The organism is Marixanthomonas spongiae, assembly GCF_003095375.1.
Taxonomy (GTDB): domain Bacteria; phylum Bacteroidota; class Bacteroidia; order Flavobacteriales; family Flavobacteriaceae; genus Marixanthomonas; species Marixanthomonas spongiae.
The window spans coordinates 69,084-82,418 of the sequence record NZ_QEHR01000009.1 but is presented as its reverse complement, the minus strand read 5'-3'; the positions used below and the strand labels follow the sequence as shown (position 1 = coordinate 82,418).

The window sequence follows — 13,335 nt, the reverse complement described above, 5'->3', positions numbered from 1 at the left end:
CTATATTCTCACGTCTATATTAGTCTTTGTCTAATTTATATTTTGAAAGGTCCATACCGAAGTTCAAGCCTTTCACGCTAACTAATTCTTCCAGTTCGGTAAGTGATTTTTTACCGAAGTTTCTGAACTTCATTAAATCATTTTTGTTGTATGAAACCAAATCGCCCAAGGTATCCACTTCTGCAGCTTTTAAACAGTTTAGTGCACGAACTGAAAGGTCCATATCGACTAATTTTGTTTTAAGCAACTGGCGCATGTGCAATGATTCTTCGTCATAGGTTTCAGTCTGGGCAATTTCATCGGCCTCAAGGGTGATGCGCTCATCGCTGAACAACATAAAGTGGTGAATCAATGTTTTAGCAGCTTCGGTCAAGGCGTCCTTAGGATGGATGGAACCATCGGTCTGGATTTCGAAAACCAATTTTTCATAATCTGTTTTCTGCTCTACACGGAAGTTTTCAATACTGTACTTCACATTTTTAATGGGTGTGTAGATGGAGTCTGTGAAAATGGTACCAAGAGGGGCATTTGCTTTTTTGTTCTCTTCAGCAGGAACGTACCCTCTTCCTTTTTCAATAGTGATCTCAAAATTGAGGTTCACTTTTTTGTCCATATTGCAGATAACCATGTCTGGGTTCAAAACTTGGAACCCTGAAATGAATTTTTGGAAATCACCAGCGGTCAATTGCTCTGCTCCATTTACCGAAACGGTTACGGTTTCGTTATCTATTTCATCAATCTGTCTTTTAAAACGCACTTGTTTTAAATTCAAGATAATTTCTGTTACATCTTCTACTACTCCTGCTATGGTTGAAAATTCGTGGTCAACCCCTTCAATTCGTACCGAAGTAATTGCAAATCCTTCCAATGAAGAAAGTAATACGCGCCTTAATGCGTTACCAATGGTCAATCCATAGCCCGGTTCCAAAGGACGAAATTCAAATTTCCCTTCAAAATCGGTTGAATCGATCATGATAACTTTATCCGGCTTCTGAAAACTAAATACTGCCATAGTGTAACTGGTGTGTTTTATTATTTAGAATATAATTCGACGATGAACTGCTCGTTGATGTTCTCTGGAATCTGGATACGTTGCGGAACGGACACAAATGTCCCTTCCTTGGTTTCGTTATTCCAGGTAATCCATTCATAAACGTGGTTGGCGTTTGCCAAAGAGTCTTGAACAACATCCAAGGTTTTCGATTTTTCCCTTACGGCAACTACATCGCCTGCTTGCACTTGGTATGAAGGAATGTTCACTTTTTCGCCGTTAACAGTAATGTGACGGTGAGACACCAATTGTCTCGCAGCACTACGGGTAGGGGCGATCCCCATACGGTATACAACGTTGTCTAAACGCCGTTCGCACAATTGCAACAACACTTCACCGGTAATGCCAGGTGCAGCGGTTGCTTTTTTGAACATGTTCCTGAATTGGCGCTCTAAAATACCATAGGTATATTTCGCTTTTTGCTTTTCGGCCAATTGGATTGCATATTCAGATTTTTTACCACGACGACGGTTGTTACCGTGCTGTCCCGGTGGGTAATTTCTTTTTTCGAAAGACTTGTCGTCCCCGAAGATAGCCTCACCAAATTTACGGGCTATTTTAGTTTTTGGACCAGTATATCTTGCCATTTCTAAGTGTTTGTTGAAGGTAAAAACTAAATTAAGGTCTTACGTTTAATCCTTTAGTTTTCGTTTTCCTTCAGATTGATATTCAATATTAATTTTCGAGGTTCGATTATCGAAGTACGGTTTAAAAATTCGTCATTCGACATTCGCACTTCGTTTTATACTCTTCTTCTTTTTGGAGGGCGGCACCCGTTGTGCGGCATTGGGGTTACGTCGATAATTTCAGTAACTTCAATTCCTGAATTGTGAAGCGATCGTATTGCAGATTCCCTTCCGTTTCCGGGTCCTTTAACGTAAACCTTTACTTTGCGCAAACCGGCTTCGTGTGCTACTTTTGAAGCATCTTCTGAAGCCAATTGAGCGGCGTAAGGTGTGTTTTTCTTAGATCCTCTAAAGCCCATTTTACCGGCAGAAGACCAAGAGATCACATCTCCGTTCTTGTTTGTTAATGAAATAATGATGTTGTTAAAAGACGCTGTTATGTGTGCTTCACCAACAGACTCTACGTTTACTTTACGTTTTTTAACAACCTTCTTTCCACTTTTTGCGTTAGACTTTGCCATATCTCTAGGTATTATTTAGTTGCTTTTTTCTTGTTAGCAACTGTTTTACGTTTTCCTTTTCTGGTTCTTGAGTTGTTTTTGGTACGTTGTCCACGTAACGGAAGCCCCGATCTATGACGGATGCCTCTGTAACAACCAATATCCATTAAGCGTTTGATGCTTAATTGAACTTCACTACGTAATTCACCTTCGATTGTGAAAGATCCAACAGCTTCACGAATTTTCCCGATTTCATCATCGTTCCATTCGTTCACTTTTTTGTCTTCGCTAACTCCGGCTTTCTCCAGTATTTCTTGGGCGCGGCTTTTACCAACACCAAAGATATACGTTAACGCGATTACACCCCTTTTATGTTTTGGGATATCTACACCTGCGATTCTTGCCATAACTTATCCTTGTCTTTGTTTGAACCTTGGGTTCTTTTTGTTAATAACATATAATCTGCCTTTTCTGCGTACTATCTTGCAGTCGGCACTTCTTTTTTTAACGGATGCTCTTACTTTCATCTGTTCGGTTTTTTAGGGTCTAACCACGGTAATAAAACCGCACTTAGTACCTATAGGTTATACGAGCCTTTGTTAAATCGTACGGGCTCATTTCTAATTTCACTTTGTCGCCGGGCAATAACTTAATATAGTGCATGCGCATTTTGCCCGAAATATGCGCAGTTACAATATGACCGTTTTCCAATTCCACTCTAAACATTGCGTTGGACAATGCTTCTACAATTGTTCCGTCTTGTTCTATTGGGGGTTGTTTTGCCATTTTTTAGTTTTTAGTATTTAGTTGGTAGTCGGTAGTATTTACTATTCTTACAAAATAATGTTCTAACCTCTATCTCCTATCCACTAGTGTTTTGTTTATGCCACTGCTTTTCTGTTCTTTCCGGTTTTCATTAAACCGTCGTAATGGCGGTTCAATAAATAGGAATTAATTTGTTGCATCGTATCAATGGCCACACCTACCATAATCAATAGTGATGTGCCACCGTAAAACAATGCCCATCCTTGCTGGATACCCATTAACTTAACAACAAATGCTGGGAATACAGCAATCAATGCCAAGAAAATAGAACCGGGCAGGGTTATTTGCGACATGATTCTATCTAAGTACTCACCTGTTTCACTTCCCGGCTTGATACCAGGAATAAAGCCTCCGCTTCGTTTAAGATCGTCTGCCATTTTGTTTGTTGGCACCGTAATGGCTGTATAGAAATATGTAAAGATAATGATCAACGCTGCAAACACAAGGTTGTACCATAACCCAAATATATCACTAAAAGCAGCCTGTATGGATTGAGCCACATTACTTTCTGAAAACATAGAGATGCTTGCGATAGCCGATGGCACAAACATAATTGCCTGTGCAAAGATAATAGGCATTACCCCAGAAGCATTCAACTTTAACGGAATAAATTGCCGGGCACCAAAAATATTTTTTTCATATCCACCACTGGCAGTCCTTCTTGCATACTGTACCGGTATTTTGCGTACAGCCATTACTAACATTACCGAAGCAAGAATAATGACAAACCAGATAACCAATTCGATTAAGATCATAATCAAACCACCGTTGGATTCTAGTACACGAGAAGCGAATTCCTGTGCAAAAGATTGTGGCAATGTGGCAATGATACCCACCATAATCAAGATGGAAATACCGTTACCAACGCCTTTATCGGTGATTTTTTCACCCAACCACATTGCAAAAATGGTACCAGTTACTAAAATGATTACCGAAGAAATATAGAACATTGGGGTTTGTCCCAATATAAATGCTTCAGTAGGCACGCCTAAGGCTGGAAGGCCAGCCAAGTAACTTGGTGCTTGTACCAAACAAATACCTATGGTTAACCACCGGGTAATCTGGGTAATCTTTTTCCTTCCGCTCTCGCCTTCTTTCTGTAATTTCTGGAGATAAGGAACTGCAATCTGCATTAATTGTACCACAATGGACGCAGAGATATACGGCATAATACCCAGTGCAAAAACAGAAGCATTGGCAAAAGCCCCTCCTGTAAATGCGTTTAACAAACCACCAAGTCCCGAATCGAATTTACCGGCAAAGCCAGCCAATTGCGATGCGTCTATTCCCGGCAGTACTACTTGTGCCCCAAAACGGTACACTAAAAGAAGACCTAAAGTAACCATAATGCGGTTGCGAAGCTCTTCTATTTTCCAAATATTTTTTAGGGTATCAATAAATTTCATCCTTATCGTATAATTATAGGGTTACTACTTCACCACCAGCAGCTTCAATAGCTTCTTTTGCCGAGGCAGTAAACTTATGAGCAGATACTTTTAACGTTGCTTTTAACTCGCCTCTCCCTAAAATCTTTACCATGTCGTTTTTGCCAGCAAGACCCAAACCAACCAAGGTTTCAAAGTCCACAGTATCTTTTATTTTCTTATCGTCAACCAATTGCTGAAGTGTATCAACGTTTATACCTTGATATTCTTTGCGGTTGATGTTTGTAAACCCAAATTTGGGCACACGGCGCTGAATGGGCATCTGTCCTCCTTCAAAACCAATTTTCTTGGAATATCCAGAACGGGACTTTGCTCCTTTGTGGCCACGTGTTGCAGTACCGCCTTTTCCGGAAGCCTGTCCGCGACCAACGCGTTTCCCATCTTTATGAGTTGAACCTTTTGCAGGTTTTAAGTTACTTAAATCCATTTTGTTTATGTTAAACAGTTTCTACCGAAACCAAATGTTTCACTTTATTTACCATACCAAGAATGTTTGGCGTGTCTTCATGCTCAACAGTTTGTCCCATTTTACGTAGGCCCAAAGCTTCAAGCGTTCTCTTTTGGCTTTGCGTGCGGTTGATCTCGCTGCGCACCTTTGTTACTTTTATTTTTGCCATGTTCTTCAGTATTTATCCTTTATATAATTTTTCCAAAGTAATACCACGCTGTTTAGCCACGGTTTCAGCGCTTCGCAATTGCAACAGCGCATCGAAAGTTGCTTTTACCACGTTATGTGGGTTTGAGGATCCTTGTGATTTTGACAGTACGTCATGCACTCCAACTGCTTCCAGTACGGCACGTACCGCACCACCGGCGATAAGACCGGTACCAGGCGCCGCTGGAATTAAGTTTACACGGGCCCCAGCATACTTGCCTTTCTGCTCGTGCGGAAGTGTTGCTTTATTTAAGGGAATACGTACCAGGTTCTTCTTGGCATCTTCAATACCTTTGGCTATGGCACTGGCAACATCCTTAGATTTACCAAGGCCTTGGCCTACTACGCCATTTTCGTCGCCCACTACTACAATAGCAGAAAATCCAAATGCCCTACCACCTTTAGTTACTTTAGTTACACGTTGTACACCTACTAAACGGTCTTTAAGGTCAAGACCTCCGGGTTTTACTGTTTCTACGTTTTTATAATCTTGATACATATTTCTTAAAATTTAAGACCGCCTTCGCGAGCGCCTTCAGCTAATGATTTTACTCTTCCGTGGTACAGGTATCCGCCACGATCAAATGCTACGGTTTCTACACCTGCCTTTTGAGCTTTTTCGGCGATTGCCTTTCCTACTAATTTTGCAGCTTCACTTTTGTTTACTTTTGAAGCATCGATGTCTTTGTCCCTTGAAGATGCAGCGGTAATGGTAACTCCATTTACATCGTCAATAAGTTGCGCATAGATCTCTTTGTTGCTTCGGAAAACTGCCAAACGTGGTCGTTCTGCGGTTCCGGAAACAGTCTTTCTGATTCTGAAACGGATTCGTTCCCTTCTATCGGTTTTTGATAATGCCATAACGTTATATCTTATGCAGATTTACCTGCTTTTCTTCTTAATTGTTCACCTACAAACTTAATACCTTTTCCTTTGTAAGGCTCTGGTTTACGGAAACCGCGTATTTTCGCTGCTACCTGACCAACCAACTGTTTGTCGTGTGATGTTAATTTTACTTTTGGGTTTTTACCTTTTTCGCTAATGGTTTCCACTTTCACTTCTGGAGCGATATCCATAACGATGTTGTGCGAAAAACCAACGGCCAAATCCAATTTTTGCCCTTGGTTGCTGGCACGGTATCCTACCCCAACAAGTTCTAATTCTTTTGTCCAACCGTTTGTTACCCCTTCGATCATGTTATTGATCAGGGCGCGATACAAACCGTGCTTTGATTTGTGGTCTTTTCCTTCAGTAGGACGTTCCAGAACAATAGTACCGTCTTCGTTTTTAACGGTTATTTCAGAAAATTCTTGAGATAACTCACCTAATTTACCTTTAACGGTAACTACGTTGTCTTTTATTTCTACTGTTACACCATCTGGGATGGCTACCGGGCTTTTACCTATTCTTGACATTTTTCTTAGTCTTTTTTTAGTAAACGTAACACAATACTTCGCCACCTACGTTCTTTTCTTGAGCTTGCTTGCCTGTCATCACTCCGTGAGAAGTAGATACAATGGCAATGCCCAGTCCATTTAAGATACGTGGTATGTTTGAAGAACTTGCATATTTACGTAAACCTGGTTTACTAATTCTTTGAATCTTTTTAATTACCGGATCTTTTGTAAGCTTGTCATACTTTAAAGCGATCTTGATAGTACCTTGCGGTCCGTTATCGTCTTCAAATTTATAGCTTAAGATATACCCTTGGTCAAAAAGGATTTTGGTTATCTCCTTTTTAAGGTTCGATGCGGGTATCTCTACAACGCGGTGTCCTGCCTTTACGGCGTTTCTAACTCTCGTTAGATAATCTGATATTGGATCTATGTTCATTTTTAATTGTTTACGTTAGTGGTTTTTGGCGGTGCCAAACCTACCAACTGTTTGTATTTGTTACCAACTTGCTTTTCTAACGCCAGGGATGAGGCCTTTGTTTGCCATTTCACGGAACATAACGCGTGAAATTCCAAATTGTCTCATATACCCTTTTGGCCTTCCGGTTAATTTACAACGGTTGTGCAAACGTACTGGCGAAGAGTTTTTTGGCAATTTTTGCAATGCTTCCCAGTCGCCGGCTTCTTTAAGGGCCTTGCGTTTTTCGGCATACTTTTTTACCATTTTTTGTCTCTTTACCTCACGGGCTTTCATTGATTCTTTAGCCATCTCTTAGTTCTTTTTAAAGGGTAATCCCAATTCTGTTAACAATGATTTCGCTTCTTTATCGGTTTCAGCGGAAGTTACAAAGGTGATGTTCATTCCTTCGATCTTCTTGATTTTATCGATATTGATTTCTGGGAAGATAATCTGTTCGGTTATTCCTAAGGAATAGTTCCCTCTTCCGTCAAAACCAGTTGCGTTGATTCCGTTAAAATCACGTACGTTGGGAAGTGCACTTGTAATGAGCCTGTCTAGAAACTCGTACATGCGTTCGCCACGAAGGGTCACTTTTGCTCCAACGGGCATTCCTTTTCTAAGTTTAAAGCTGGCAACGTCTTTCTTTGAAATGGTCGCCACGGCTTTTTGCCCAGTGATTTTCGATAATTCTTCTACGGAATACTCGATCAGTTTTTTATCGGCTACGGCAGCTCCAATACCTCTGGACACAACAATGTACTTGAGTTTTGGAACTTGCATTACATTTGTGTAGCCAAATTCTTCAGTTAGGGCGCCAATTACTTTGCCCTTGTATTCTTCTTTAAGTCTTGGTGTATATGCCATAACTATATTGCTTGATTCGATTTTTTAGCAAATCGTACTTTTTTTCCATCTTCCATTCTATAGCCTACACGCGTTGGTTTCCCGCTTTTAGGGTCGATCAACGCTAGGTTTGAGATATGGATAGGAGCTTCTTTTTCAGTAATTCCACCTTGAGGGTTGGCCGCACTGGGCTTCTCATGTTTTTTTGCCGTGTTCACTCCTTCTACTATTGCTTTGTTTTTGTCAAGCATTACTTTTAGCACCTTTCCTTCGGCACCTTTGTGCACTCCGGTAGTAACTACTACGGTATCGCCTGATTTTATTTTAAGCTTTGCCATTTTATTATCTATTAAAGCACTTCTGGTGCCAATGATACTATTTTCATAAATTGTTTGTCGCGAAGCTCACGGGCAACGGGACCGAAAACACGGGTTCCTCTCATTTCCCCTTGGGGGCCTAAAAGTACACAAGCGTTATCGTCGAAACGGATGTACGATCCATCTGGCCGTCTAACTTCTTTCACGGTACGTACCACTACTGCTGTAGATACGGCACCTTTTTTAATGTTCCCGTTAGGGCTGGCTTCTTTTACCGAAACCACAATTTTGTCCCCAATGGAAGCATATCTCTTTTTTGTACCGCCCAACACCCGGATGGTAAGGACTTCCTTTGCACCGGTGTTGTCTGCTACTCTAAGTCTTGATTCTTGCTGTATCATGATTACTTCGCTCTTTCAATTATTTCTACTAATCTCCAACATTTGGTTTTACTTAAAGGTCGTGTTTCCATGATCTTTACGGTGTCGCCTTCGTTGCAGTCGTTTTTCTCGTCGTGCGCTACGTATTTCTTCGTTTTCAGCACGAATTTACCGTACATAGGGTGTTTCATTTTCTTGGTTTCAGAAACAACTATGGATTTCTCCATTTTGTTACTGGTTACTACCCCGATACGTTCTTTTCTTAAATTTCTTTTTATTTCCATCTTTCAGCTTCGTACTGTTATTGCACTTCTCTTTTAGTTAGTTCGGTCGCAATTCTCGCAATGCTTCTGCGCTGCGTTCTTAATTGAATTGGATTTTCCAACGGTGAAATGGCGTGTGCCATTTTAAGGTCTGTATATGCCTTAGTCGATTCAGCAAGTTGTTCTTGTAACTCTGCTGTTGATGCTTGTTTTATTTCTGATTGTTTCATAGTGACAAGTTCAAAAATTATTCTTGGTAATCTCTAGAGACTACGAATTTTGTTCGTACCGGAAGCTTTTGTGCTGCCAGACGCAAAGCTTCTTTAGCGGTTGCCATAGGCACACCGGAAACTTCAAACATAATTCGACCTGGTTTTACCACAGCTGCGTAATATTCTACAGCACCTTTACCTTTACCCATACGAACCTCAAGAGGCTTTTTGGTAATGGGCTTATCTGGAAATATCATAATCCAGATGGAACCCTCCCTTTTCATAAAGCGGGTAGCGGCAATACGTGCAGCTTCTATTTGGCGCGCTGTCACAAATTTTGAATCTAAAGACTTAATACCAAAAGTACCGTTGGCCAACCGGTGTCCACGACCGGCGTTGCCTTTCATGCGGCCTTTTTGTTGTTTGCGGTATTTTGTTCTCTTAGGTTGTAACATGTTCTTCTTTTTAAAAAATTACTTTCTGCGACGTGATTTGTTTCCACCTCGCCCGGATCCCTTTCCGCCTTTTTTGGATAGTCCAACTAATGGGGAAAGATCTCTTTTTCCATACACTTCGCCTTTCATGATCCATACTTTGACGCCCAGTTTACCATAAGTGGTTTGAGCTTCGACCAAAGCATAGTCAATATCGGCCCTAAATGTTGAAAGCGGGATACGACCTTCTTTGTACGATTCGTTACGGGCCATTTCGGCTCCATTTAATCGTCCAGAGATTTCAATTTTAATACCTTCTGCGTTCATTCGCATTGCAGCCGCAATTGCCATTTTTATTGCCCGGCGATAGGAAATCCTGTTTTCTATTTGCCGTGCAATGCTGGCGCCTACTAAATGAGCGTCTAATTCAGGTCTTTTGATCTCATGGATGTTGATCTGTACCTCTTTTCCGGTAATTTTCTTGAGTTCTTCTTTTAGCTTGTCCACTTCCTGGCCGCCTTTACCGATAATGATACCGGGACGTGCGGTGGTAATGGTAACGGTTACAAGCTTAAGGGTACGCTCAATGATTACCCTTGACACACTGGCTTTGCTTAAACGAGCGTGAATGTACTTCCTTATCTTATCGTCTTCGGCCAATTTGTCGCCGTAGTCGTTGCCTCCGTACCAGTTGGATTCCCATCCTCTAATGATACCTAAGCGGTTACCGATTGGATTTGTTTTCTGTCCCATTTACTTCTTAGCTTTGTGTGTTATCGTTAGCTCCAAGCACTAATGTTACGTGGTTGGAACGTTTTCTAATTCTGTGCGCGCGGCCTTGTGGTGCAGGACGGAGTCTTTTTAACATCGTACCGCCATCCACGCGTATTTCCTTTACAAAAAGATCGGCATCTTCTACGGAAGCGTCTTCATTTTTTGCTTGCCAGTTTGCAATGGCCGAAAGCAATAGTTTTTCAAGACGTCCTGAAGCTTCTTTTTTGCTGAATCTTAATATATTGAGTGCTTTGTTTACCTTTTCACCACGGATCAAGTCTGCGACCAAGCGCATTTTTCTTGGTGATGTAGGGCAATTGTTCAATTTGGCAAAGTACTGCGTTTTCTTTGCTTCCTTGATCTGTTCTGCTCTTTCTCTTTTACGAACTCCCATGGCTTATTATTTTTTTCCTTTGTTTTTAGCACCTGCATGACCACGAAATGATCTTGTAGGTGAAAATTCTCCTAATTTATGCCCTACCATGTTCTCGGTAATATATACTGGAACAAACTGGCGTCCATTATGTACTGCGATGGTTTGGCCCACAAAATCTGGAGTAATCATAGAGGAACGGGACCAAGTCTTGATCACGGTCTTCTTGTTTGAAGCCACATTTTGCTCTACTTTTTGTTCTAACTTATAGTGAACGTAAGGTCCTTTTTTTAACGATCTTGCCATAACTTATTTCTTTCTACGTTCTAAAATGTATTTATTACTTGCCTTTGTTCTTTTGCGGGTTTTGTATCCTTTTGCAGGAAGCCCTTTTCTTGAACGTGGGTGACCTCCAGATGCGCGGCCTTCACCACCACCCATTGGGTGATCTACTGGGTTCATTACCACTGGTCTTGTACGAGGTCTTCTGCCCAACCAACGCGACCTACCAGCTTTACCACCTACCAAGAGCTGGTGATCACTGTTAGATACGGCACCGATGGTGGCCATACACGTAGTTAAGATCATACGTATTTCGCCCGAAGGCAATTTTACGGTAGCGTACTTTCCTTCCCTGGCGATCAACTGGGCAAAAGTGCCAGCGCTACGGGCCATAACGGCTCCTTGTCCAGGACGTAATTCAATACAGGAAATAATGGTACCTAGAGGAATATTGGCGAGGGTCATTGCGTTACCTATATCCGGTGTGGTTTTCTCAGCCGATACGATGTTTTGCCCTACCTGAAGACCGTTCTGTGCGATGACATAACGTTTTTCGCCATCTTGGTAATTTACCAATGCGATAAACGCAGTACGGTTAGGATCGTATTCAATTGTTGCAACGGTTGCAGGGATCCCCTGTTTGTCGCGTTTAAAATCGATTATTCGATATCTCTTTTTGTGACCGCCGCCCAAATAGCGCATGGTCATCTTTCCTTGACTGTTTCTACCTCCCGACTTTTTTTTCGGAGCAAGTAAACTTTTCTCCGGCTTATCAGTTGTGATGGCGTCATACCCATTTACAACTCTAAATCGCTGTCCAGGAGTGATAGGTTTTAATTTTCTTACTGACATGGTTTGTCTAATTTAATGCAAGCTAACGCTTACATATTACTGTAAAAATCTATTGTATCACCTTCCGCCACCTGTACAATTGCTTTTTTGTAAGCATTTGTTTTACCAGTCTGGATGCCTGTTTTCGTATAACGGGTTCGGCGATCCGGGCGGACATTCATTGTGCGAACTTTTTCAACAGAAACTTCATAAGCAGCCTCGACCGCTTTTTTGATTTCTACCTTGTTCGCCTTTGGGTTCACCACAAATCCGTAACGGTTGTTATCTTCCGCATCTTTTGTGGCTTTTTCCGTAATTATAGGTTTTATTAAGATATTCATCTTGCTTCTATTTACTTAAGTTTTGTTCAATTCCTTCCAAAGAACCTTCAAACAGCACAACACTGTTTGCATTCATTATTTGATAAGTGCTTAATTGTGAGTTATTTACAACTTCAGCTTTTTTCAAATTGCGAGACGACAAATATACATTATTATTTGACTCTCCCAACACAAACAAAGATTTTTTATCTTCTAGTCCTAAACTCTTTAAAACTGCAGTGAAATCTTTTGTTTTTGGAGCATCCATTTGCAAGTCTTCCAACACAACTATAGACTTGTTATTTGCTTTCATTGATAAAGCAGATCGACGTGCTAAACGCTTCAAGCTTTTGTTCAATTTAAAGGAATAATTTCTTGGTCTTGGACCAAAAACCCTACCACCGCCTTTGAAAATAGGCGACTTGATGCTACCCGCACGAGCGGTTCCTGTACCTTTTTGTTTCTTGATCTTACGGGTACTCCCCACGATCTCGGCACGTTCTTTTGCTTTGTGCGTTCCTTGTCTTTGATTAGCAAGGTATTGCTTAACATCAAGATATACAGCGTGGTCGTTAGGTTCTATTCCAAACACATCTTTAGAAAGCTCTACTTTCCTGCCTGTGTCTTTTCCGGTTTTATCTAATACTGCTACCTTCATTATTTCTGTATCGTTACATAAGCGTTTTTGTGTCCTGGCACACAGCCTTTCACTACAAGCAGGTTCTTTTCTGGAACCACTTTCAACACTTTTAGGTTTTGTACTTTTACTTTTTCGCTTCCCATTTGGCCGCCCATGCGCATTCCTTTGAAAACTCGTGCAGGATACGATGCCGCACCAATGGAACCTGGAGCTCTTAGCCTGTTGTGCTGGCCGTGGGTAGCTTGCCCCACCCCAGCAAAGCCGTGACGTTTTACAACTCCTTGAAATCCTTTACCCTTACTGGTCCCTGAAACATCCACGAACTCACCTTCGGCAAAGTGCTCAACGGTGACACTGTCACCTAATTTAAAATCCTCTTCAAATCCTTGGAATTCAACAACGCGACGCTTAGCAACGGTACCGGCCTTTTTGGCGTGGCCCTCTGAGGCTTTATTAGCAGTCTTTTTGTCATCGAAACCAAGTTGAAGGGCTTTGTACCCGTCAACCTCTTCGGTTCTGACTTGGGTAACTACACAGGGCCCTGCTTCAATAACGGTACACGGAATGTTTTTTCCGTTCTCGTCAAAAAGGCTGGTCATCCCTATCTTTTTTCCAATTAACCCAGACATATTTATATAATTAAGAATTATGAATTCAGAATGCAGGATTCGGTTCCTACCATCTTCCTTCGTTAAAAATTTTTGTTTCAA

27 protein-coding genes are annotated in these 13,335 nt (G+C 41.3%); all 27 read right to left on the bottom strand.

The genetic code is table 11. The annotated features are described in order from the left end of the window. Window positions 1-19 precede the first annotated feature (19 nt). Complete coding sequence (locus DDV96_RS13475) at window positions 20-1,012, bottom strand: DNA-directed RNA polymerase subunit alpha (RefSeq protein WP_116695302.1); 993 nt, start codon at window positions 1,010-1,012, stop codon at window positions 20-22. Window positions 1,013-1,032: 20 nt separating this feature from the next. Next, the gene (gene rpsD / locus DDV96_RS13470) at window positions 1,033-1,638 is read right to left on the bottom strand and encodes a 30S ribosomal protein S4 (RefSeq protein ID WP_116695301.1); all 606 of its coding nucleotides are present in this window, start codon (window positions 1,636-1,638) and stop codon (window positions 1,033-1,035) included. 155 nt (window positions 1,639-1,793) lie between these two features. After that, window positions 1,794-2,198 carry a 30S ribosomal protein S11 gene (gene rpsK / locus DDV96_RS13465; RefSeq protein ID WP_116695300.1) on the bottom strand — a complete coding sequence of 135 codons (405 nt, stop codon included), beginning with the start codon at window positions 2,196-2,198 and terminating at the stop codon, window positions 1,794-1,796. Window positions 2,199-2,209: 11 nt separating this feature from the next. Next, entirely contained in the window at window positions 2,210-2,584 is a 375-nt protein-coding gene (gene rpsM, locus DDV96_RS13460; RefSeq protein WP_116695299.1) for a 30S ribosomal protein S13, read from the bottom strand. Window positions 2,585-2,587: 3 nt separating this feature from the next. Beyond that, window positions 2,588-2,704: a type B 50S ribosomal protein L36 gene (gene ykgO, locus DDV96_RS13455; RefSeq protein ID WP_013305171.1), complete on the bottom strand. Its 117-nt coding sequence runs from the start codon at window positions 2,702-2,704 to the stop codon at window positions 2,588-2,590. Window positions 2,705-2,747: 43 nt separating this feature from the next. Next, complete coding sequence (gene infA / locus DDV96_RS13450; RefSeq protein WP_116695298.1) at window positions 2,748-2,963, bottom strand: translation initiation factor IF-1; 216 nt, start codon at window positions 2,961-2,963, stop codon at window positions 2,748-2,750. 95 nt (window positions 2,964-3,058) lie between these two features. Further along, window positions 3,059-4,408 (bottom strand): preprotein translocase subunit SecY, encoded by a 1,350-nt coding sequence (gene secY / locus DDV96_RS13445; RefSeq protein ID WP_116695297.1) that lies wholly within the window; start codon window positions 4,406-4,408, stop codon window positions 3,059-3,061. 13 nt (window positions 4,409-4,421) lie between these two features. Further along, window positions 4,422-4,874: a 50S ribosomal protein L15 gene (gene rplO / locus DDV96_RS13440; protein WP_116695296.1), complete on the bottom strand. Its 453-nt coding sequence runs from the start codon at window positions 4,872-4,874 to the stop codon at window positions 4,422-4,424. Between the two features lie 10 nt (window positions 4,875-4,884). Continuing rightward, a complete protein-coding gene (gene rpmD / locus DDV96_RS13435) occupies window positions 4,885-5,064 on the bottom strand; it encodes a 50S ribosomal protein L30 (RefSeq protein ID WP_116695295.1) in 180 nt (59 codons plus the stop codon). A 12-nt stretch (window positions 5,065-5,076) separates the two neighbouring features. Beyond that, on the bottom strand, window positions 5,077-5,601 hold the full coding sequence (gene rpsE, locus DDV96_RS13430) for a 30S ribosomal protein S5 (RefSeq protein WP_116695294.1): 525 nt from the start codon (window positions 5,599-5,601) through the stop codon (window positions 5,077-5,079). 5 nt (window positions 5,602-5,606) lie between these two features. Then, window positions 5,607-5,963 carry a 50S ribosomal protein L18 gene (gene rplR / locus DDV96_RS13425; protein ID WP_116695293.1) on the bottom strand — a complete coding sequence of 119 codons (357 nt, stop codon included), beginning with the start codon at window positions 5,961-5,963 and terminating at the stop codon, window positions 5,607-5,609. 11 nt (window positions 5,964-5,974) lie between these two features. Beyond that, complete coding sequence (gene rplF, locus DDV96_RS13420) at window positions 5,975-6,517, bottom strand: 50S ribosomal protein L6 (protein WP_116695292.1); 543 nt, start codon at window positions 6,515-6,517, stop codon at window positions 5,975-5,977. 16 nt (window positions 6,518-6,533) lie between these two features. Beyond that, a complete protein-coding gene (rpsH, locus tag DDV96_RS13415) occupies window positions 6,534-6,935 on the bottom strand; it encodes a 30S ribosomal protein S8 (protein WP_116695291.1) in 402 nt (133 codons plus the stop codon). 60 nt (window positions 6,936-6,995) lie between these two features. Continuing rightward, a complete protein-coding gene (gene rpsN, locus DDV96_RS13410) occupies window positions 6,996-7,265 on the bottom strand; it encodes a 30S ribosomal protein S14 (protein WP_116695290.1) in 270 nt (89 codons plus the stop codon). A gap of 3 nt (window positions 7,266-7,268) precedes the next feature. Further along, window positions 7,269-7,820: a 50S ribosomal protein L5 gene (gene rplE / locus DDV96_RS13405; RefSeq protein ID WP_116695289.1), complete on the bottom strand. Its 552-nt coding sequence runs from the start codon at window positions 7,818-7,820 to the stop codon at window positions 7,269-7,271. A gap of 2 nt (window positions 7,821-7,822) precedes the next feature. Beyond that, complete coding sequence (gene rplX / locus DDV96_RS13400) at window positions 7,823-8,137, bottom strand: 50S ribosomal protein L24 (protein ID WP_116695288.1); 315 nt, start codon at window positions 8,135-8,137, stop codon at window positions 7,823-7,825. An 11-nt stretch (window positions 8,138-8,148) separates the two neighbouring features. After that, window positions 8,149-8,517, bottom strand: coding sequence for a 50S ribosomal protein L14 (gene rplN, locus DDV96_RS13395; RefSeq protein ID WP_116695287.1), 369 nt, complete (start codon window positions 8,515-8,517; stop codon window positions 8,149-8,151). A gap of 2 nt (window positions 8,518-8,519) precedes the next feature. Beyond that, window positions 8,520-8,780, bottom strand: coding sequence for a 30S ribosomal protein S17 (rpsQ, locus tag DDV96_RS13390; protein WP_116695286.1), 261 nt, complete (start codon window positions 8,778-8,780; stop codon window positions 8,520-8,522). Window positions 8,781-8,797: 17 nt separating this feature from the next. After that, window positions 8,798-8,989: a 50S ribosomal protein L29 gene (gene rpmC, locus DDV96_RS13385; protein WP_116695285.1), complete on the bottom strand. Its 192-nt coding sequence runs from the start codon at window positions 8,987-8,989 to the stop codon at window positions 8,798-8,800. A 17-nt stretch (window positions 8,990-9,006) separates the two neighbouring features. Beyond that, the gene (gene rplP / locus DDV96_RS13380) at window positions 9,007-9,426 is read right to left on the bottom strand and encodes a 50S ribosomal protein L16 (protein ID WP_116695284.1); all 420 of its coding nucleotides are present in this window, start codon (window positions 9,424-9,426) and stop codon (window positions 9,007-9,009) included. Window positions 9,427-9,444: 18 nt separating this feature from the next. After that, the gene (gene rpsC, locus DDV96_RS13375) at window positions 9,445-10,158 is read right to left on the bottom strand and encodes a 30S ribosomal protein S3 (protein WP_116695283.1); all 714 of its coding nucleotides are present in this window, start codon (window positions 10,156-10,158) and stop codon (window positions 9,445-9,447) included. Window positions 10,159-10,165: 7 nt separating this feature from the next. Further along, entirely contained in the window at window positions 10,166-10,573 is a 408-nt protein-coding gene (rplV, locus tag DDV96_RS13370) for a 50S ribosomal protein L22 (RefSeq protein WP_116695282.1), read from the bottom strand. 6 nt (window positions 10,574-10,579) lie between these two features. Continuing rightward, on the bottom strand, window positions 10,580-10,858 hold the full coding sequence (rpsS, locus tag DDV96_RS13365) for a 30S ribosomal protein S19 (protein ID WP_116695281.1): 279 nt from the start codon (window positions 10,856-10,858) through the stop codon (window positions 10,580-10,582). Between the two features lie 3 nt (window positions 10,859-10,861). Then, complete coding sequence (rplB, locus tag DDV96_RS13360; RefSeq protein WP_116695280.1) at window positions 10,862-11,686, bottom strand: 50S ribosomal protein L2; 825 nt, start codon at window positions 11,684-11,686, stop codon at window positions 10,862-10,864. Window positions 11,687-11,715: 29 nt separating this feature from the next. Then, the gene (rplW, locus tag DDV96_RS13355; protein ID WP_116695279.1) at window positions 11,716-12,006 is read right to left on the bottom strand and encodes a 50S ribosomal protein L23; all 291 of its coding nucleotides are present in this window, start codon (window positions 12,004-12,006) and stop codon (window positions 11,716-11,718) included. 7 nt (window positions 12,007-12,013) lie between these two features. Beyond that, a complete protein-coding gene (gene rplD, locus DDV96_RS13350) occupies window positions 12,014-12,643 on the bottom strand; it encodes a 50S ribosomal protein L4 (protein ID WP_116695278.1) in 630 nt (209 codons plus the stop codon). Further along, entirely contained in the window at window positions 12,643-13,254 is a 612-nt protein-coding gene (gene rplC, locus DDV96_RS13345) for a 50S ribosomal protein L3 (protein ID WP_116695336.1), read from the bottom strand. The genes rplD and rplC overlap by 1 nt, the downstream gene beginning before the upstream one ends. Window positions 13,255-13,335 lie beyond the last annotated feature (81 nt).